This is a genomic window from Citrobacter sp. Cpo074 (assembly GCF_030332745.1).
Lineage (GTDB): Bacteria > Pseudomonadota > Gammaproteobacteria > Enterobacterales > Enterobacteriaceae > Citrobacter > Citrobacter portucalensis.
Map to the genome: position 1 here is coordinate 973896 of NZ_JAOWHG010000027.1, position 19650 is coordinate 993545.

The 19650-nt window shown below is 51.7% G+C and carries 16 protein-coding genes; 10 read left to right on the forward strand and 6 right to left on the reverse strand.

Translation table 11 applies throughout. From position 1 onward, the window contains the following. Positions 1-4: 4 nt before the first annotated feature. Positions 5-2113: a bifunctional 23S rRNA (guanine(2069)-N(7))-methyltransferase RlmK/23S rRNA (guanine(2445)-N(2))-methyltransferase RlmL gene (gene rlmKL / locus OGX83_RS09330; protein WP_286587854.1), complete on the reverse strand. Its 2109-nt coding sequence runs from the start codon at positions 2111-2113 to the stop codon at positions 5-7. 98 nt (positions 2114-2211) lie between these two features. Here rlmKL and OGX83_RS09335 point away from each other — a divergent pair, with 98 nt between their 5' ends. Beyond that, on the forward strand, positions 2212-3318 hold the full coding sequence (locus tag OGX83_RS09335; RefSeq protein WP_060682459.1) for a YcbX family protein: 1107 nt from the start codon (positions 2212-2214) through the stop codon (positions 3316-3318). Here OGX83_RS09335 and zapC read toward each other — a convergent pair. Then, the gene (gene zapC, locus OGX83_RS09340) at positions 3315-3857 is read right to left on the reverse strand and encodes a cell division protein ZapC (protein ID WP_003035852.1); all 543 of its coding nucleotides are present in this window, start codon (positions 3855-3857) and stop codon (positions 3315-3317) included. The genes OGX83_RS09335 and zapC overlap by 4 nt on opposite strands. A gap of 165 nt (positions 3858-4022) precedes the next feature. Continuing rightward, positions 4023-5033: a quinone-dependent dihydroorotate dehydrogenase gene (gene pyrD / locus OGX83_RS09345; RefSeq protein ID WP_286587857.1), complete on the reverse strand. Its 1011-nt coding sequence runs from the start codon at positions 5031-5033 to the stop codon at positions 4023-4025. Between the two features lie 243 nt (positions 5034-5276). On the opposite strand from pyrD, the gene ssuE reads away from it, so the two are divergent. Genes ssuE through ssuB form a run of 5 tightly spaced genes read left to right on the forward strand, consistent with a single transcriptional unit; the run spans position 5277 to position 9527 of the window. Then, positions 5277-5852 carry an NADPH-dependent FMN reductase gene (ssuE, locus tag OGX83_RS09350; RefSeq protein ID WP_032942900.1) on the forward strand — a complete coding sequence of 192 codons (576 nt, stop codon included), beginning with the start codon at positions 5277-5279 and terminating at the stop codon, positions 5850-5852. Then, positions 5845-6819 (forward strand): sulfonate ABC transporter substrate-binding protein, encoded by a 975-nt coding sequence (locus OGX83_RS09355; protein WP_032942899.1) that lies wholly within the window; start codon positions 5845-5847, stop codon positions 6817-6819. Before ssuE ends, OGX83_RS09355 begins: the two co-directional genes overlap by 8 nt. Continuing rightward, positions 6816-7961 carry an FMNH2-dependent alkanesulfonate monooxygenase gene (ssuD, locus tag OGX83_RS09360; RefSeq protein ID WP_286587858.1) on the forward strand — a complete coding sequence of 382 codons (1146 nt, stop codon included), beginning with the start codon at positions 6816-6818 and terminating at the stop codon, positions 7959-7961. The genes OGX83_RS09355 and ssuD overlap by 4 nt, the downstream gene beginning before the upstream one ends. 10 nt (positions 7962-7971) lie before the next feature. Further along, complete coding sequence (ssuC, locus tag OGX83_RS09365) at positions 7972-8763, forward strand: aliphatic sulfonate ABC transporter permease SsuC (protein WP_032942897.1); 792 nt, start codon at positions 7972-7974, stop codon at positions 8761-8763. After that, complete coding sequence (gene ssuB / locus OGX83_RS09370) at positions 8760-9527, forward strand: aliphatic sulfonates ABC transporter ATP-binding protein (protein ID WP_008784274.1); 768 nt, start codon at positions 8760-8762, stop codon at positions 9525-9527. Before ssuC ends, ssuB begins: the two co-directional genes overlap by 4 nt. Before the next feature lie 96 nt (positions 9528-9623). On the opposite strand, the gene pepN is transcribed toward ssuB, so the two are convergent. Next, positions 9624-12236, reverse strand: coding sequence for an aminopeptidase N (gene pepN / locus OGX83_RS09375; RefSeq protein ID WP_286587861.1), 2613 nt, complete (start codon positions 12234-12236; stop codon positions 9624-9626). 266 nt (positions 12237-12502) lie between these two features. On the opposite strand from pepN, the gene pncB reads away from it, so the two are divergent. The 4 genes from pncB (at position 12503) to aspC (ending at position 18323) form a co-directional block, all read left to right on the forward strand. Then, positions 12503-13705, forward strand: a complete 1203-nt coding sequence (gene pncB / locus OGX83_RS09380; RefSeq protein WP_286587863.1) for a nicotinate phosphoribosyltransferase — start codon at positions 12503-12505, stop codon at positions 13703-13705. A 166-nt stretch (positions 13706-13871) separates the two neighbouring features. After that, a complete protein-coding gene (gene asnS, locus OGX83_RS09385) occupies positions 13872-15272 on the forward strand; it encodes an asparagine--tRNA ligase (RefSeq protein ID WP_020996514.1) in 1401 nt (466 codons plus the stop codon). A gap of 600 nt (positions 15273-15872) precedes the next feature. After that, positions 15873-16949: a porin OmpF gene (gene ompF, locus OGX83_RS09390; protein ID WP_286587865.1), complete on the forward strand. Its 1077-nt coding sequence runs from the start codon at positions 15873-15875 to the stop codon at positions 16947-16949. A gap of 183 nt (positions 16950-17132) precedes the next feature. Beyond that, on the forward strand, positions 17133-18323 hold the full coding sequence (gene aspC / locus OGX83_RS09395; RefSeq protein WP_048235707.1) for an aspartate transaminase: 1191 nt from the start codon (positions 17133-17135) through the stop codon (positions 18321-18323). A 53-nt stretch (positions 18324-18376) separates the two neighbouring features. Here the strand turns inward: aspC and OGX83_RS09400 are convergent, their stop codons facing one another. Continuing rightward, entirely contained in the window at positions 18377-19024 is a 648-nt protein-coding gene (locus tag OGX83_RS09400) for an MBL fold metallo-hydrolase (RefSeq protein WP_003831949.1), read from the reverse strand. 28 nt (positions 19025-19052) lie between these two features. After that, positions 19053-19601, reverse strand: a complete 549-nt coding sequence (gene mepK / locus OGX83_RS09405) for a peptidoglycan L,D-endopeptidase MepK (RefSeq protein WP_003831948.1) — start codon at positions 19599-19601, stop codon at positions 19053-19055. Positions 19602-19650: the final 49 nt, after the last annotated feature.

Here is a 19650-nt window from a genome sequence, read left to right on the forward strand (position 1 = left end):
CCTTTCAGGCTGCGGTAATCAGCCAGCAATTGTGGATCTGACGGTTACGGGCAAAATCCTGGGAAAGCGTTTTTTGGGTAATTTCTTGTGCTTTCAATCCCAGTTCAGCCAAACCGTCGAGATCCATACGGAACCCACGTTTGTTGTTGGAGAACATGATCGTGCCGTCTTTACGCAGCAGACGTTTCAGATCTTTCATCAGCGCCAGATGATCGCGCTGCACATCAAACGAATCTTCCATACGTTTTGAGTTAGAGAACGTCGGCGGATCGATGAAAATCAGATCAAACTGTTCATTCGCATCACGCAGCCAGCCCAGGCAATCGGCCTGAATTAAACGGTGAGCGCGACCGCTCAATCCGTTCAGGCGCAGGTTACGTTCCGCCCATTCCAGATAGGTACGCGACATATCGACCGTCGTGGTGCTACGCGCACCGCCCAATCCTGCATGTACGCTGGCGCTACCGGTGTAGGAAAACAGGTTGAGGAAGTCCTTACCTTTACTCATCTGCCCCAACATGCGGCGCGCAATACGGTGATCGAGGAATAAACCCGTATCAAGGTAGTCAGTCAGGTTAACCCACAGGCGCGCGTTGTACTCGCTTACCTCAATGAATTCACCCTTCTCATTCATCTTCTGATACTGATTCTTGCCTTTCTGACGCTCACGGGTTTTCAGCACCAGTTTGTTTGGCGCGATTTCCAGTACTGACAGCGTGGCGGCAATGATGTCGAACAAGCGTTGACGTGCTTTTTGCGCATCGACCGTCTTCGGCGGTGCGTATTCCTGAACCACGACCCAATCACCGTAACGATCTACTGCAACGTTGTATTCCGGCAGGTCAGCGTCATACAGGCGATAGCATTCAATGCCTTCCTGACGCGCCCATTTTTCCAGCTTCTTAATATTCTTGCGCAGGCGGTTGGCATAATCTTCCGCTACCGTGGCAGGCTTGCTGTCCGCAGTGGTCTCTGCAACGTGATAATTCTTCTGCACACAATCCAGCGGACCGTTTTTCGCTTTGAACTGCTTGTCGGCACGTAATTGCAGGCTGCTGAGCAAATCCGGCGAGGCGCTGAACAGCGACAAATTCCAGCCGCCAAACTGGTTTTTCATCGTACGGCCCAGCAGGCTGTGCAGGGCAATCAGCGCCGGTTCGCTATCCAGACGTTCGCCGTAAGGCGGGTTACTGATAACTGTCCCATACGGTCCTTTCGGCAGCGGATTGCTCAGTTTGGCGACATCTTTAACGTCAAACGTCATCAGATCGGCGATACCGGCGCGGCGAGCATTACTACGCGCTTTTTCAATCACGCGCGCATCGCTATCGGATCCATAAAAATGCGAGGTATAGTCAGCCAGTCCCTTACGCGCACGCACCTGCGCTTCGGCTTTCACTTCTTGCCAGACGGCTTCGTCGTGTTGCGCCCAACCGCTGAAGCCCCAGTATCCACGGTGCAGACCCGGCGCGCGATCGGTCGCCCACATTGCCGCTTCAATCAGCAGCGTGCCGGAACCACACATCGGATCGAGTAACGGGGTTCCTGGCTGCCAGCCAGAACGCATAACAATTGCCGCGGCCAGCGTCTCTTTAATCGGTGCCTGACCCGCGCGATCGCGATAGCCACGCTGATGCAAACCGTCACCGCTCAGATCGAGCGCAATGCTGGCAGTATCTTTGTTCAACCAGACGTTGATGCGCAGATCCGGAGATTCACGATCCACATTCGGACGCGGCATATTTTTGCGGGTAAAGGCATCGACAATCGCATCCTTGACCTTCAGCGCGCCGTACTGGCTGTTACGAATGGTCTCGTTCAGTCCGCTAAAATGGACGGCAAACGTAGCACCAGGGTTAAACATCTCTGTCCAGTCGATTGCCTGAACACCGAGGTACAGATCAAGATCGCTGTAGACCTTGCACTCTCCCATCGGCAGGATAATGCGCGAGGCCAGGCGGCTCCACATCAGGCTCTGGTAAACAAGCCGTGTGTCGCCCTTAAAATGGACCCCACCCTGAACGACCTGACACTCCAGCGCGCCGAGGTTTTCCAGTTCAGTTTTTAACAGCTCTTCCAGCCCGCGGGCCGTACTGGCAAACAGAGAATTCATAATGTCACTTTTACTCCGAGAAAATTGCTGCGCATTATAGCTAATATGGGCTGTATGTCATAAAGTTGAAGGCTTATTTTCATTCGAGGGGCTGTACAGTGGTCACGTTAACCCGACTTTTTATTCATCCGGTTAAATCAATGCGCGGCATCGGGCTTACGCATGCCCTGGCAGATATTAGCGGTCTCGCCTTTGATCGCATATTTATGATCACTGAACCTGACGGAACGTTCATAACCGCCCGCCAGTTCCCACAAATGGTCCGTTTTACGCCTTCCCCATTCCACGATGGGCTGCATCTTACAGCTCCAGATGGCAGCAGCGCGCTCGTGCGATTTGCCGATTTCGCTAGCCAAGATGCGCCGACGGAAGTATGGGGAAACCATTTTACCGCGCGTATTGCACCAGCGGCTATCAACCAGTGGCTTAGCGGCTTTTTCTCCCGTGAAGTACAGTTACGCTGGGTCGGCCCGCAGCTGACGCGCCGTGTAAAACGCCATGTTGATGTTCCTTTATCCTTCGCTGATGGTTATCCCTATCTGCTGGCCAACGAAGCATCCCTGCGCGATCTGCAACAGCGCTGTCCGGCAAGCGTCAAAATGGAACAGTTTCGCCCCAATATAGTGGTTTCGGGAGCTGGTGCCTGGGAAGAAGATACCTGGAAAGTGATTCGTATTGGCGACGTCATTTTTGATGTAGCAAAACCCTGTAGCCGCTGTATTTTCACGACAGTTAGCCCGGAAAAAGGCCAGAAACATCCATCCGGTGAACCGCTTGCCACATTGCAAACCTTCCGTACTGCGGTAGATAACGGCGATGTCGATTTCGGTCAGAATCTTATCGCGCGTAACAGTGGCGTTATTCGCGTCGGCGATGAGGTAGAAATTTTGGCAACCGGCCCCGCCAGAGCGTACGGCGCGGCTGAATCAGACGAAACTACGCCCGAACAACAACCTGATGCCACGGTGCTTATTGACTGGCAGGGACAGACCTTTCGCGGAAATAATCAGCAGGTATTGCTTGAGCAGTTGGAAAACCAGGGTATCCGGGTTCCCTATTCATGCCGGGCAGGCATTTGCGGATGCTGTCGAATTCGACTGGTAGAAGGTGAAGTTAGCCCGTTGAAGAAATCAGCGATGGGGGACGACGGAACAATTCTGTGCTGCAGCTGTGTTCCCAAAACGGCAATCAGGCTGGAGAGCTAAACCGCCTGCTCAAGGCTGAAACTGTCAACAACGGCCTGCGGTTTCAGTCTGTCATTCATTATTTTAATCGCATCGCCAAGCTGCATCGTACGCCCGGCGATAACCACACCAGGTTGCGCAAGCAGGCAAAGCGCGGCGTTTTCACCCGGCTCAACCACTAACAGGTTTACCTGTTCATCGGTATCGCTTAAATCAACACAGGCTGCGTCACCCACGACCGGCGACCAGTTAATACCGTGTGCGACAAAGTGCCAGCTTTTTGGCATTTGCGGTTTGAGATAACGAATCGCCACCAGCGCATTAAGCACCAGCTCCGCTTTTTGTTCTTTGGCTAAATCCAGGTAGCGACATTTTTCTTCAAAGGAAAAATAAAGCGCGGCGTCATCAACACAAAAACCAGACGGAGAAAATGCATCAGGAGTGAGCATTTTACGAGCAAAACGCGAACGGAATAACATACCATTGGCTAAATCGAGCATCATACGATCGTGCTCTTCATCATAATACCAGCGCCAGTTATCGTCGGGTTTAATTCGCATCAGTTTCTCTCCTTTCCTTAATCATCACCGTTACGACAGTATCCTTTTGCCGCTTCGTTTATTGCCCTAATAATAAAAGCTCAGAATGTTTAAATAAGCAACAGTAAAGGAATATAAAACAACCAGGGCTAGAAATAAAGCCCTGGTTTGTGATTAAGGTAGCATTCAGATATTGCTGACGATTTCTTTTATCAACGGCGGACCTTTAAAAATAAAGCCCGAATAAATCTGTACGAGGGTTGCACCAGCAGCTATTTTCTCACGTGCAGCAATCACCGAGTCGATACCACCAACACCAATAATCGGCAGCTGACCTTTTAATTCCTGAGACAACTGGCGAATAATTTCTGTACTTTTTAATTGCAACGGTCGACCGCTCAGACCACCCATTTGATCGCAATTTTTCATTCCCTGAACAAGAGAACGATCGAGGGTGGTGTTAGTCGCAATTACGCCATCAATATTATGACGAACTAAACTATCGGCGACCTGGATCAGTTCTTCCACAGAAAGATCCGGCGCGATCTTTACCGCCACCGGAACATATTTATGGTGGATCGCTTGCAGATCGTTTTGCTTATTTTTAATTTCCGTCAGGAGATCGTCCAGCGCCTCGCCGTATTGTAGCGTACGTAATCCCGGCGTATTCGGCGAAGAGATATTAATCGCGATATAACCAGCATAAGCATAGACTTTTTCCATACAAATCAGATAGTCATCTTTGCCGTTCTCTACTGGGGTATCTTTGTTCTTACCAATATTAATACCCAGAATACCGTCGAAATGCGATTTTTTAACGTTCTCAACCAGGTTATCAACCCCGTGGTTATTAAACCCCATGCGGTTGATCAAACCTTCTGCATCGACCAGACGGAACAGACGCGGTTTATCGTTACCCGGCTGAGGGCGTGGCGTCACGGTACCAATCTCAATGGAACCAAATCCCATCGCGCCGAGCGCATCAATGCACTCCCCGTCTTTATCCAGTCCGGCAGCAAGCCCGAGCGGATTTTTAAACGTCAACCCCATACAGGTAACCGGTTTTGCCGGTACTTTCTGGCGTACAAGCGCTTCAAGCGGTGTGCCGGTAATGCGACGTAATTGCTGGAATGTCAATTCATGAGCGCGCTCTGGATCGAGCTGAAAAAGGGCTTTACGAACGAAGGGGTAGTACATGAACTCTCCTGGATTCCCGGTGTGCAAACCGGGGGCGTATTATGTGCGATCGCGAGCAAAAAGGGAATTGACCTGCGGCAATAAATAGCAATCGTTTTCCTCGCCTCTGCCTTTTTATTCAATTTCCAACTTTTCTATGCCGTATAAATCATTTCGATAAACAAAATCTCTCTGCCAGACTGCTCAAATTGTTATCAATGTTAACCAAAAGCAAACAATTAGTTATAAGGGGAGAATGAAATTATGCGCGTCATCACTCTGGCGGGGAGCCCTCGCTTTCCCTCTCGATCCAGTGCGTTACTGGAATATGCCCGAGAAAAACTTCACGGTCAGGATGTCGAAATCTTTCACTGGAACCTGCACAATTTTGCCCCGGAAGACCTGATCTATGCTCGTTTCGACAGTCCGGCGCTGAACACATTTATCGAACAATTGCAGGATGCAGACGGGCTGATTGTCGCAACACCAGTCTATAAAGCCGCTTACTCTGGCGCCCTGAAAACCCTGCTCGACCTACTCCCCGAGCGGGCGCTGGAAGGGAAAGTGGTTTTGCCGTTGGCGACCGGCGGCAGCGTGGCGCATTTACTTGCCGTCGATTACGCGCTGAAACCGGTACTGAGCGCATTAAAGGCCCAAGAAATCCTGCACGGTGTGTTTGCCGATGATTCACAGGTGATTGATTATCAGCATAAACCTCAGTTTACGCCCAACCTTCAGCAGCGTCTGGACAGTGCGCTCGATACCTTCTGGCTGGCGTTGCATCGTCGCGATGTCCAACTTCCTCAACTGAACACCCTTCGAGGTGCCGCTCATGCTTGATTTTCTCAGGCGTCACACGTCATGGCTGGCACTGACCGGGTTGTTGTCGCTGTCAACGCTGGGGCATGCCGCAGAATCGGCCCCCGATGCTCTGCGTATTGGTTACCAGAAAGGAAGCGTCAGTATGGTGCTGGCTAAAAGCCATCAGCTACTGGAGAAACGCTACCCGCAGACCAAAATCTCGTGGGTTGAATTCCCGGCTGGGCCGCAAATGCTGGAAGCACTCAATATCGGCAGTATCGATCTCGGCAGTACCGGTGACATTCCGCCGATTTTCGCCCAGGCCGCCGGAGCCGATCTGGTTTACGTGGGCGTTGAACCGCCTAAACCAAAAGCCGAAGTGATTCTGGTGCCAAAAAATAGCCCGATCCAGAGCGTCGCGCAGCTTAAAGGACATAAAGTCGCCTTCCAGAAAGGCTCCAGCGCCCACAATTTACTGCTCCGGGCGCTGCAACAGGCCGGACTGAAATTTACCGATATTCAACCAACGTATCTGACTCCCGCCGATGCGCGAGCGGCCTTTCAGCAAGGAAACGTGGATGCGTGGGCTATCTGGGATCCCTATTATTCCGCCGCGTTACTGCAAGGTGATGTACGCGTACTGAAGGACGGCTCAGACCTCAAGCAAACCGGTTCGTTTTATCTCGCCGCCCGTCCTTATGCCGAGAAAAATGGCGCTTTTGTACTTGGCGTACTGGATACCTTTAGCCAGGCCGATGCGCTAACGCTCAACCAGCGCCAGCAAAGCATTACCCTGCTGGCCAAAACCATGGGGCTGCCCGAACCGGTGATTGCGTCTTATCTGGATCACCGTCCGCCAACCACCATTGTGCCAGTCAACGCCTCTGTTGCTGCCCTGCAACAACAAACCGCCGATCTGTTTTATGACAACCGTTTGGTACCGAAAAAAATCGATATTCGCCAGCGTATCTGGCAACCCACTCAGCAGGCAGGAGAAAAATTATGAGTCTGAATATGTTCTGGTTTTTACCCACCCACGGTGACGGTCATTATCTTGGAACGGAGGAAGGTTCGCGCCCGGTCGATCACAGTTATCTGCAACAAATCGCGCAAACGGCCGATCGTCTTGGATTTACCGGCGTCCTGATCCCAACCGGTCGCTCTTGCGAAGATGCCTGGCTGGTCGCCGCTTCAATGATCCCGGTCACCCAGAGATTAAAGTTTCTGGTCGCGCTGCGCCCAAGCGTCACCTCGCCAACGGTTGCCGCACGTCAGGCTGCGACGCTCGACAGACTCTCAAATGGCCGGGCGTTATTTAATCTGGTGACCGGCAGCGATCCGCAGGAGCTGGCAGGCGACGGCGTGTTCCTCGATCACACAGAACGATATGAAGCCTCTGCTGAATTTACTCAGGTCTGGCGGCGACTGCTGCAAGGTGAAACGGTGGATTTCAACGGCAAACATATTCATGTTCGCGGCGCGAAGCTGTTTTTCCCTCCCGTACAACAACCCCAGCCACCGCTTTATTTCGGCGGCTCGTCTGATGTCGCACAAGACCTTGCTGCCGAGCAGGTTGATCTTTATCTGACCTGGGGCGAGCCCCCTGAGCAGGTGAAAGCGAAGATTGAACAGGTGCGAGCCAAAGCGGCGGCGCTCGGGCGCAAGATCCGCTTTGGTATTCGTCTGCATGTGATCGTACGGGAGACAACCCACGAGGCGTGGCAGGCAGCGGATCGTCTGATAGCCCACCTTGATGACGACACCATTGCCAAAGCCCAGGCCGCCTTCTCAAGAACGGATTCGGTTGGTCAGCAGCGAATGGCTGCACTGCACAATGGTAAACGCGACAAACTGGAAATTAGTCCGAACCTGTGGGCAGGCGTTGGACTGGTACGCGGTGGTGCGGGTACCGCGCTGGTCGGAGATGGTCCGACTGTCGCGGCGCGTATCAACGAGTATGCCGCGCTGGGAATCGACAGCTTTGTGTTGTCCGGATACCCACATCTGGAAGAGGCGTACAAAGTTGGCGAGCTACTGTTCCCGCATCTGGATGTTTCGATACCTGAAATTCCACAGCCACAGCGTCTGCACCAACAAGGCGAAGCGGTTGCAAACGAATTTATCCCGCGCAAAATCGCGCAAAGCTAAGGAGCGGCTAATGGCAACGCCGAAAAACAGGTGGTTATTACGCCTCGCGCCCTGGTTTTTACCGGTAGGTTTGGTGGCGCTCTGGCAGCTCGCATCTTCAATGGGCTGGCTGTCCACTCGCATTCTGCCCTCTCCGGAAGGTGTTATCGAAGCTTTCTGGACGCTTTCCGCCAGCGGCGAGCTTTGGCAGCATCTGGCCATCAGTTCCTGGCGCGCGCTGATCGGATTCTCCATCGGTGGATCGATTGGCCTGACACTGGGACTTATCAGCGGTCTTTCGCGTTGGGGAGAACGCCTGCTGGATACCTCGGTGCAGATGCTGCGTAACGTACCGCATCTGGCGCTGATCCCGCTGGTGATTTTGTGGTTCGGCATTGATGAATCCGCCAAGATCTTTCTCGTGGCGTTGGGCACGCTGTTCCCAATTTACATCAACACCTGGCATGGGATCCGTAGTATCGATCGTGGGCTGGTAGAAATGGCGCGCAGCTATGGATTATCCGGCCTTTCACTGTTTGTTCATGTGATCCTCCCCGGCGCCCTGCCCTCGATTATGGTCGGCGTGCGTTTTGCTCTCGGGCTGATGTGGCTGACGCTGATTGTGGCGGAAACAATTTCTGCCAATGCAGGTATTGGTTACCTGGCGATGAACGCCCGCGAATTTCTGCAAACCGATGTGGTCGTGGTGGCCATTATTCTCTACGCCCTGCTCGGCAAACTTGCCGACGTCAGCGCCCAATTGCTGGAGCGAGTCTGGCTACGCTGGCATCCGGCTTACCATGTAAAGGAGGCTACCGTATGAATACCGCTCGCCTGAACCAGGGTACACCGCTGTTGCTGAGCGCCGTGACAAAACAATACGCCGCCAATACAGTGCTCAATCAATTAGATTTGCATATTCCAGCCGGACAGTTTGTTGCCGTGGTTGGCCGCAGCGGCGGTGGTAAAAGTACGTTGCTGCGTCTGCTGGCAGGGCTGGAATCGCCGACCTCAGGCGCATTACTTGCCGGAACCACCCCACTGGCGGAAATTCAGGATGATACGCGTATGATGTTCCAGGATGCGCGTCTGCTGCCATGGAAGACGGTTATCGATAATGTGGGCCTGGGGCTGAAAGGTCAGTGGCGCGATGCGGCCCGAGATGCGCTGGCCGCCGTTGGGCTGGAGAGTCGTGCTCACGAATGGCCGGCTGCGCTGTCCGGTGGACAAAAACAGCGTGTAGCCCTGGCACGGGCATTAATTCATCGCCCCGGTTTGCTGCTGCTGGATGAACCCCTCGGCGCTCTGGATGCCCTAACCCGCCTTGAAATGCAGGATCTGATCGTCTCTTTATGGCAAGAGCACGGCTTTACCGTACTGCTGGTCACTCATGACGTCAGTGAAGCGGTGGCAATGGCCGATCGCGTGTTGCTGATTGAGGACGGAAAAATCGGGTTGGATCTGACGGTGGATATTCAGCGCCCCCGCCGTTTGGGATCGGTACGGTTATCCGATCTGGAAGCGGAAGTGTTGAACCGGGTTATGAAACGCGGCGAGACGGAACAACCGATTCTTCGACATGGATAACCGCTCAGAAAACCAGGCCCGGTAGCGCTTACCGGGCCTTTTGCCGGATGGCGGCGTTACCGCCTTATCCGGCCTACTAAACTACAGGTCAACGTTTCAGGCTAACGCTTTGTCAATCTTCTCGAACAGATCGCCGGAGAGATTCTCCAGACCTTTCAGCTGTTCCAGCGCCGCACGCATTTTCGCCTGACGTTTTGCATCATAACGTTTTAAGCGAATCAGCGGCTCAATCAGACGTGACGCCACCTGCGGGTTACGACTATTAAGCTCAGTCAACATGTCGACCAGGAACTGATATCCACTACCATCTTCCGCATGGAATGCCGCCGGGTTGCTACCTGCAAAGGCACCGATCAGCGAACGGATTCGGTTCGGGTTACTCATACTGAAAGAGCGATGCTTCAGCAGGCCGCGTACCGTTTCCAGCACGTTTTTCGCCGGGCTGGTGGATTGCAGGATAAACCATTTGTCCATCACCAGACCGTCATGGTGCCACTTATCGTCATACTCCTGCATTAGCGCGTCGCGACAAGGTAGCTGCGCCGCCACTGCCGCGGATAGAGCCGCCAGCGCATCGGTCATATTGTTCGCTTCACGATACTGCTTGCTTACCAGCGTGTCAGCCAGATGGGTTTCGCCAAAGGCCAGGAAACGCAGGCAGGCATTGCGCAGCGTACGCTTGCCAATATCGGCATGCTCAACGCGGTACTCATCAAGATGATTAGCGTTATAGATGGCGAGGAATTCATCTGCCAGCTCGGCCGCCAGCGTGCGGGTTAACGCTTCGCGTACTTCGGTTATCGCCACCGGATCGATGATGTCGAACAGTTCGGCTATTTCATTTACTGAAGGCAGCGTCAGGATCTCTGCCGCCAGCGCCGGATCGATTTTCTCATCCAGTAAAATTGCGCGGAATGCATCAGCCACGTGTACCGGCAGCGACAGCGGTTGTCCCTGCTGATGACGGGCAACGTTAAGCTTAATATAGGTCGCCAGCAGGCTTTGCGCCGCGTCCCAACGAGAGAAATCGTTACGCGCATGACGCATCAGGAAGGTCAGCTGCTGATCGCTCCATTTGTATTCCAGTTTTACCGGCGCGGAGAATTCGCACAGCAGCGCCGGAACCGGCTGGAAGTAGACGTTATCGAAGACAAACGTCTGCTCTGCCTGGGTGACGTTGAGTACAGAATTCACCGGGTGCCCGCCTTTTTGTAACGGGATCACTTTCCCTTCGTTGTCATACAACTCGAGGGCGAAAGGTATATGCAGCGGCTGTTTTTCGGCCTGATCCGGCGTGGCCGGCGTGCGCTGGCTGATCGTCAGCGTGTACTGCTCAGTTGACGGATTGTAGTCATCACGCACGGTCAGAATCGGCGTACCGGACTGACTGTACCAGCGGCGGAAATGGGAGAGATCAACGTTAGAAGCATCTTCCATCGCCTGCACGAAATCATCACAGGTTGCAGCACTGCCGTCATGACGCTCAAAGTACAGTTGCATCCCTTTCTGGAAGTTAGCCTCACCGAGCAGGGTGTGGATCATACGAATGACTTCAGCGCCCTTTTCGTACACGGTCAGGGTATAGAAGTTGTTCATTTCAATGACCATATCCGGACGGATAGGATGCGCCATCGGGCTGGCATCTTCAGCAAACTGCAGACCACGCATGGTGCGCACATTGCTGATGCGGTTTACCGCGCGTGAGCCGAGATCGGAACTGAACTCTTGATCGCGGAACACGGTTAAGCCTTCTTTCAGGCTCAACTGGAACCAGTCACGGCAGGTCACACGGTTGCCGGTCCAGTTGTGAAAATACTCATGACCGATAACGCGCTCAATATCGAGGTAGTCTTTGTCGGTGGCGGTATCGGTACGTGCCAGCACATATTTGGAGTTAAAGATGTTCAGACCTTTATTCTCCATCGCGCCCATGTTGAAGAAATCCACAGCGACAATCATATAGATGTCGAGGTCATACTCGAGGCCAAAGCGCTCTTCATCCCATTTCATGGAGTTTTTCAGCGAGGTCATCGCCCACGGCGCGCGGTCAAGGTTGCCGCGATCGACGTACAGTTCCAGCGCCACTTCACGCCCGGAACGGGTAGTAAAGGTATCGCGCAGAACGTCGAAATCACCGGCTACCAACGCAAACAGATAGCACGGTTTCGGGAACGGATCTTGCCACTGTACCCAGTGACGACCATTTTCCAGTTCGCCCTGCGCCACACGGTTGCCGTTAGAGAGCAGGAACGGATATTGGGTTTTATCGGCGATAATTTTGGTGGTAAAACGCGCCAGAACATCGGGTCTGTCGAGATACCAGGTAATATGGCGGAACCCTTCTGCTTCACACTGGGTGCACAGCGCTTCGCCAGACTGGTACAGCCCTTCCAGCGCAGTATTGGCCGCTGGGCTAATTTCATTCACGATACGCAGCGTAAAACGCTCCGGCAACTGACTAATGACCAGAGTGCCCTCTTCTTCTTTATACTCTGTCCACGGCTCGTCGTTCACGTGGATCGACACCAGGGTCAGATCTTCGCCATTCAGGCGCAGGGGCACATCAGACGCGCCATGACGGACAGCCTGGCTCACTGCGGTGACCACGGTTTTTTCAGCATCCAGGTCAAAGGTCAAGTCAATATCAGTAATCTGGTAATCCGGCGCACGATAGTCGTGACGGTATTTGGCTTGTGGCTGTTGTGTCATAAAAAAACCTTTAGCATCTTTAATAGAGTCTCGGCTTCAGTCTATTCCTGTTGCGTAAATCGCGCTACGCAGAATGTTCATCTTTTCAGGCACAAACACCCTTTTTGCTACATTTTCATAACACGTGGCACGAATTGTCCTCGACCAGAAAGAGAGCTTATGGTGTGATCGGGGTTCAATAAATCGCTAAACAGGGTATACTCCAGCGGTTTTCTTAGTTGTTTATTGTACTAAACGCTCCCGTGAGAGGATGCTACTGCGCACCTATGACACAATTCGCTTCTCCTGTTCTGCACTCGCTGCTGGATACAGACGCTTATAAGTTGCATATGCAGCAAGCCGTTTTTCACCACTACTATGATGTACAAGTAGCGGCTGAATTTCGTTGCCGTGGCGATGACCTGCTCGGTATTTATGCCGATTCTATTCGTGAGCAGGTGAATGCTATGCAGCACCTGCGACTGCAGGAGGATGAGTACCAGTGGCTCTCCGGCCTGCCATTCTTTAAAGCTGATTACCTCACCTGGTTACGTGATTTCCGCTATAACCCGGAACAGGTTCACGTCACCAATGATAACGGCAAGCTAAACATCCGCTTAACCGGTCCGTGGCGTGAAGTGATCATGTGGGAAGTCCCGCTGTTAGCGGTGATTAGCGAACTGGTACACCGTTACCGTTCACCTGAATCAGGCGTCCCGCAGGCACTCGATGAGCTGGAAAGCAAACTAGTAGAATTCTCTGCTTTAACGAAAGATGTCGATATGTCCCGCTTCCATTTGATGGATTTCGGTACGCGTCGTCGTTTTTCGCGCGAAGTACAGCAGGCTATCGTTAAACGCCTGCAGCAAGAGCCCTGGTTTGTCGGCACCAGTAACTACGATCTGGCCCGCCGCCTGTCATTAACCCCAATGGGTACGCAGGCGCATGAGTGGTTCCAGGCTCATCAGCAAATCAGTCCAGAACTTGCCACCAGCCAGCGCGTAGCCCTGGCAGCCTGGTTAAATGAATACCCTGATCAACTCGGCATTGCATTGACCGATTGCATCACCATGGACGCATTTTTACGCGACTTTGGCTTTGAGTTCGCTACCCGCTACCAAGGGTTACGCCATGACTCAGGCGATCCGGTGGAATGGGGTGAAAAAGCCATCGCCCATTATGAAAAACTGGGTATTGATCCGCTAAGCAAAACGCTGGTCTTCTCAGATAATCTCGATCTGAAAAAAGCGATTGAACTCTACCGCCACTTCTCTTCCCGTGTACAGTTGAGTTTTGGTATTGGGACACGGCTAACATGCGACATTCCGCAGGTTAAGCCACTCAATATTGTGATCAAGCTGGTGGAATGTAACGGCAAACCGGTGGCGAAGTTATCTGACAGCCCGGGTAAAACCATCTGCCACGATAAAGCATTTGTTCGTGCACTGCGCAAAGCCTTCGATCTCCCGCATATCAAAAAAGCCAGTTAAGCCTTCCAGGGAGCCATTTTGGCTCCCTTTTTCGCGTTTATTTCCGAAATCTTTCACTCCAGCTACGAATTCTGCTTGTCTGATTGCAGATGCCAGGTAACATAGGTATCCCCCCATTACGGGTGGACATGTGTTTATATATCCGACTATTAACAGAGAGAATATTATGAGCGTTGTGCCTGTAGCCGACGTACTCCAGGGCCGCGTAGCCGTTGACAGCGAAGTCACCGTGCGCGGATGGGTGCGTACCCGCCGAGATTCAAAAGCTGGCATCTCCTTCCTCGCCGTTTATGACGGTTCCTGCTTTGATCCTGTACAGGCCGTCATCAATAATTCTCTGCCCAATTACAATCAGGACGTACTGCGCCTGACGACGGGTTGTTCAGTTATCGTAACGGGTAAAGTCGTTGCATCTCCTGGACAAGGACAGAGCTTTGAAATTCAGGCCACTGAGGTTGAAGTAACGGGCTGGGTTGAAGATCCTGACACTTACCCAATGGCAGCTAAGCGTCACAGCATTGAGTATCTGCGTGAAGTGGCGCACATGCGTCCGCGTACCAACATGATTGGTGCGGTAGCGCGTGTACGTCATACGCTGGCGCAGGCTCTGCATCGTTTCTTCCACGAGCAGGGTTTCTTTTGGGTATCGACTCCGTTGATCACCGCTTCCGATACGGAAGGTGCCGGTGAAATGTTCCGTGTTTCTACGCTGGATCTGGAAAACCTGCCGCGTAACGATCAGGGCAAAGTCGATTTCGACAAAGACTTCTTTGGTAAAGAGGCCTTCCTGACCGTTTCCGGTCAGCTGAACGGTGAAACCTACGCCTGCGCCCTGTCTAAAATTTATACTTTTGGCCCGACGTTCCGTGCAGAAAACTCTAACACCAGTCGTCACCTGGCAGAGTTCTGGATGCTGGAACCAGAAGTGGCTTTTGCTGACCTGAATGATGTTGCAGGCCTGGCTGAAGCGATGCTGAAGTACGCGTTTAAAGCCGTACTGGCAGAGCGTGCGGATGATATGAAATTCTTCGCTGAACGTGTCGACAAGGACGCGATTTCACGCCTGGAACGTTTCATTGACGCTGACTTCGCGCAGGTGGATTACACTGACGCGGTAAGCATTCTGGAAAAATGCGGTAAACAGTTCGAAAACCCGGTTTACTGGGGTGTGGATCTGTCTTCTGAGCATGAACGTTACCTTGCTGAAGAGCACTTTAAAGCGCCGGTGGTAGTGAAAAACTACCCGAAAGATATCAAAGCGTTTTATATGCGCCTTAACGAAGACGGTAAAACCGTTGCTGCAATGGACGTACTGGCCCCGGGAATCGGTGAAATCATCGGTGGTTCTCAGCGTGAAGAGCGCCTGGACGTGCTGGATGCCCGTATGCTGGAAATGGGTCTGAACAAAGAGGATTACTGGTGGTATCGCGACCTGCGTCGCTACGGTACCGTTCCGCATTCCGGCTTCGGATTGGGCTTCGAGCGTCTGATCGCTTACGTCACCGGCGTACAGAACGTCCGTGATGTTATTCCGTTCCCGCGTACTCCACGTAACGCCACCTTCTAAACGTGCGTTATTGTTTCAAAGGCCAGCATTGCTGGCCTTTTTTATACCCTTTTAGTGCTATCTGGATACCCATCTCACGTTAAACACAACCTTTCAATCCCCTCCACCTGTTACGTAATATTTCATCGCAATACATTTGCACAAAAAATAATCAGCAATTTTATTGTGGATTAGCATTTTCTGATTAAATAGTACATTTTTTAGCCTCTCGCACGGCACTCCAGACGTCCAAAAATCGTTACCTGTAAAATCCGAACTTTCCGGCATAACGGAGAAAAAATGACCTTATCAAAATTAAACATAAGAAAATCATATAAATAGAAATAAAAACGAGAATTTTAAGCGCAGGGGCATCCGAAGTTTGACGCTGTTCACAAAGTTGCACAAAAATAACAATTTGTTACACATTTTTTCTTTTTGAAACCAAATCTTTATATTTGTAGCACTTTGACGGTAGCGAAACGGTAGTTTGAATGGAAAGATGCCTGTCAGACACATAAAGACACCAAACTCTCATCAATAGTTCCGTAAATTTTGATTGACGGAATTTATTGGCGGCAGTGGCAGGTGTCATATAAAAACCGATGAGGGTAATAAATAATGATGAAGCACAATATTCTGGCAGTGGTTATCCCTGCTCTGCTGGTAGCCGGGGCAGCTAACGCTGCAGAAGTTTATAACAAAGATGGCAACAAGCTGGATGTATACGGTAAAACCGTAGGTCTGCACTATTTTTCTGATAACGCTGGCAACGATGGCGATCAGACTTATGCCCGTCTTGGTTTCAAAGGGGAAACTCAGATTAATTCCGATCTGTCCGGTTACGGTCAGTGGGAATACAACTTTGCCGGTAATAACTCTGAAGGCGGCAGCGACGCTCAGAACGGCAACAAAACCCGTCTGGCATTTGCTGGTCTGAAATATGCCGATCTGGGCTCTTTCGACTACGGTCGTAACTACGGTATCGTTTACGATGCACTGGGTTACACCGATATGCTGCCAGAATTTGGTGGTGATACCGCATACAGCGACAACTTCTTCGTTGGCCGTGTGGGTGGTGTTGCAACCTACCGTAACTCTAACTTCTTCGGTCTGGTTGACGGCCTGAACTTCGGTATCCAGTATCTGGGTAAAAACGAGCGTGATGGCAATACCGGTCGTTCTAACGGTGACGGCGTTGGCGGTTCTGTAAGCTACGAAATGGATGGCTTCGGTATCGTTGGTGCTTACGGTGCAGCTGACCGTACCAACGCGCAGGAAAACTCTTTCTACGCTAACGGCGGCAAAAAAGCTGAGCAGTGGGCAACTGGCGTTAAATACGATGCTAACAACATCTACCTGGCAGCGAACTACGGTGAAACCCGTAACGCAACTCGCATCTCAGGTGCCGGAAACAGTGGCTTCGCCAACAAAACTGAAGATTTCTTTGTTGTCGCTCAGTACCAGTTCGATTTCGGTCTGCGTCCATCCCTCTCCTACAACAAATCTAAAGCGAAAGACGTAGAAGGCGTGGGTAACGAAGATCTGGTTGACTACATTGAAGTAGGCGCTACCTACTACTTCAACAAAAACATGTCCACCTATGTTGACTACCAGATCAACCAGATCGACTCTGATAACAAACTGGGCGTGAACTCTGACGACACCGTAGCAGTCGGTATCGTTTACCAGTTCTAATAGCAGACCTCTTTGTTAAATGCCTATAAAACAGGACTTCGGTCCTGTTTTTTTATATCTGCTAGCGAATTCTTGCGTCTTAAAAAAACACCTCAGCTTTTCGTCAGTAACGGTTGGCATTTTGTAAATCTACCGTTAACCTGATAGCGGACTTCCCTTCTGTAATCACTATGGAACCTCGTCATGTTTGAGAACATTACCGCCGCTCCTGCCGACCCCATTTTGGGTCTGGCTGATTTGTTTCGTGCCGATGACCGCCCTGGAAAAATAAACCTCGGGATCGGTGTATATAAAGATGAGACAGGCAAAACGCCGGTGCTGACCAGCGTTAAAAAAGCCGAGCAATATATACTGGAAAATGAAACCACCAAAAATTACCTTGGCATTGACGGTATTCCAGAGTTTGGTCGCTGCACTCAGGAATTACTGTTTGGTAAAGAAAGTTCGCTGATCAACGATAAGCGTGCACGTACCGCACAGACCCCTGGCGGCACTGGTGCACTGCGTGTGGCAGCTGATTTCCTGGCAAAAAATACGTCGGCTAAACGCGTATGGGTGAGCAATCCAAGCTGGCCGAACCATAAGAGCGTCTTTAACTCTGCAGGTCTGGAAGTTTGTGAATACAACTATTACGATGCAGCAAACCACTCGTTAGATTTTGATGCGCTGCTGGCAAGCCTCAGCGAAGCGCAGGCTGGCGACGTGGTGCTATTCCACGGCTGCTGCCATAACCCTACCGGCATCGATCCTACGCTGGAACAGTGGCAAACGCTGGCTCAGATGTCTGTCGAAAAAGGTTGGTTACCGCTGTTCGACTTCGCATACCAGGGTTTTGCCCGTGGCCTGGAAGAAGATGCAGAAGGTCTGCGCGCATTTGCGGCTCTGCACAAAGAGCTGATCGTTGCCAGCTCCTACTCCAAGAACTTTGGACTGTACAATGAGCGTGTAGGCGCCTGTACGCTGGTTGCTGCCGATACTGAAACCGTTGACCGTGCGTTCAGCCAGATGAAATCAGCCATTCGCGCTAACTATTCCAACCCACCAGCACACGGTGCATCCGTAGTGGCCACGATTCTGAGCAACGATGCGCTGCGTGCCATCTGGGAACAGGAACTGACTGATATGCGCCAGCGCATTCAGCGCATGCGTTTACTGTTTGTGAATACGTTGCAAGAGAAAGGTGCAAACCGCGACTTCAGCTTTATCATCAAACAGAACGGCATGTTCTCGTTTAGCGGCCTGACCAAAGAGCAGGTTCTGCGTCTGCGTGAAGAGTTTGGTGTCTACGCTGTCGCTTCCGGACGCGTAAACGTGGCAGGAATGACGCCAGACAACATGGCGCCGCTGTGCGAAGCGATTGTCGCAGTACTGTAATCTATCGCGCACAAAAAAGGCCGCAAATGCGGCCTTTTTATTTATTAAACGAATTACCAGACAGGCATTTCATCTTGCAGGAACGGGTTATGTAGCCGTTCGTTACCCAGCGTAGAAAGTGGGCCGTGACCCGGAATAAACGTTACGTCATCGCCTAACGGCAATAGTTTACGTTTAATCGAATCGATCAGTTGGCTGTGATCACCGCGCGGGAAATCGCTGCGCCCTACGCCACCTTTGAAAATCACGTCACCAGAAATCAGTAACTTTGATTGCTCATCAAAGAAGACCACATGTCCCGGTGTATGACCCGGACAATGCAGAACCTGTAACGTCACGTTGCCAACGCTTATCCGGTCACCTTCATTCAACCAGCGATCGGGCGTCAGCGGCTCACAATCTCCCAGGCCAAACATGCGGCTCTGAGCAGGGAGTCCCTGTAACCAGAACTCATCTTCTTTTTCCGGGCCAATAACCGGTACACCATAATGCTGTGCCAGTTCAGCCGCCGCCCCAACATGGTCAAGATGACCGTGAGTAAGCAGGATCTGCATTAGCGTCAGACCGCTGGCATCCACTTCCTGTTTGATTTTCTCGGCATCGCCGCCGGGATCGACCAGCGCGGCCAGACGAGTCTGCTCACACCAGATTAGCGAGCAGTTCTGGGCGAATGCAGTGACCGGAATAATACGATAGTTCATACAGCTCCTGTTTCATTAAGCTTATGGATCACCAGTGCCGTGCAGGGCCGGTGTCAATATGCACAAAGTTACTGCTGGGGTAGTATCCTACACCACCTGCGCGCATAGATAACGCAGCTTTGCGAATATTACTTAATGCGATGCCTTCAATATGGAAATCCATGGCCTGACCTTTAGTGTGGTAGCTTTTCTTGGCCACACCACGGCTACGTGCACGGAGTTCATTATTGGTATCGATAGAGCGATAGCCTGAGATCAGCTGTACGGGTTTACGCGTGCCCAGCAGGCCCTGCAGACGGAAGAGTTGATCAAACAGTCCCGGGTCAATGGATTTCACTTTATTGGCCCGAAAATCACGGAAAAAGTGGTTAAGTTTTGCTAATTCGTCCTGAATATAGCCCCTGCCATCAAAAAACTCTGCTTTTATTGACTCACCGGTATGCAGGTTATTCAGAGTCAATATACGCGGACGTGGGGTAGAGAGTGTTGCAAACGCAGGCGTAGGCAAGATGGCAGCGCCGAGGGCAATACCACCAAGCGCCAGCAGTTTGCGGCGATTAGCGTCAAATTTGTCCATGGTATTAAGGTCTACAAGGTCAATGTTATCGTATGTATGCTCTAGCGCA

Bases quoted from the DNA above. Each gene is read 5' to 3' on its own strand.
- rlmKL (WP_286587854.1), bottom strand. From the start codon at position 2,113: ATGAATTCTCTGTTTGCCAGTACGGCCCGCGGGCTGGAAGAGCTGTTA.
- zapC (WP_003035852.1), bottom strand. From the start codon at position 3,857: ATGCGAATTAAACCCGACGATAACTGGCGCTGGTATTATGATGAAGAG.
- pyrD (WP_286587857.1), bottom strand. From the start codon at position 5,033: ATGTACTACCCCTTCGTTCGTAAAGCCCTTTTTCAGCTCGATCCAGAG.
- ssuE (WP_032942900.1), top strand. From the start codon at position 5,277: ATGCGCGTCATCACTCTGGCGGGGAGCCCTCGCTTTCCCTCTCGATCC.
- OGX83_RS09355 (WP_032942899.1), top strand. From the start codon at position 5,845: ATGCTTGATTTTCTCAGGCGTCACACGTCATGGCTGGCACTGACCGGG.
- ssuD (WP_286587858.1), top strand. From the start codon at position 6,816: ATGAGTCTGAATATGTTCTGGTTTTTACCCACCCACGGTGACGGTCAT.
- ssuC (WP_032942897.1), top strand. From the start codon at position 7,972: ATGGCAACGCCGAAAAACAGGTGGTTATTACGCCTCGCGCCCTGGTTT.
- ssuB (WP_008784274.1), top strand. From the start codon at position 8,760: ATGAATACCGCTCGCCTGAACCAGGGTACACCGCTGTTGCTGAGCGCC.
- pepN (WP_286587861.1), bottom strand. From the start codon at position 12,236: ATGACACAACAGCCACAAGCCAAATACCGTCACGACTATCGTGCGCCG.
- pncB (WP_286587863.1), top strand. From the start codon at position 12,503: ATGACACAATTCGCTTCTCCTGTTCTGCACTCGCTGCTGGATACAGAC.
- asnS (WP_020996514.1), top strand. From the start codon at position 13,872: ATGAGCGTTGTGCCTGTAGCCGACGTACTCCAGGGCCGCGTAGCCGTT.
- ompF (WP_286587865.1), top strand. From the start codon at position 15,873: ATGATGAAGCACAATATTCTGGCAGTGGTTATCCCTGCTCTGCTGGTA.
- aspC (WP_048235707.1), top strand. From the start codon at position 17,133: ATGTTTGAGAACATTACCGCCGCTCCTGCCGACCCCATTTTGGGTCTG.
- OGX83_RS09400 (WP_003831949.1), bottom strand. From the start codon at position 19,024: ATGAACTATCGTATTATTCCGGTCACTGCATTCGCCCAGAACTGCTCG.
- mepK (WP_003831948.1), bottom strand. From the start codon at position 19,601: ATGGACAAATTTGACGCTAATCGCCGCAAACTGCTGGCGCTTGGTGGT.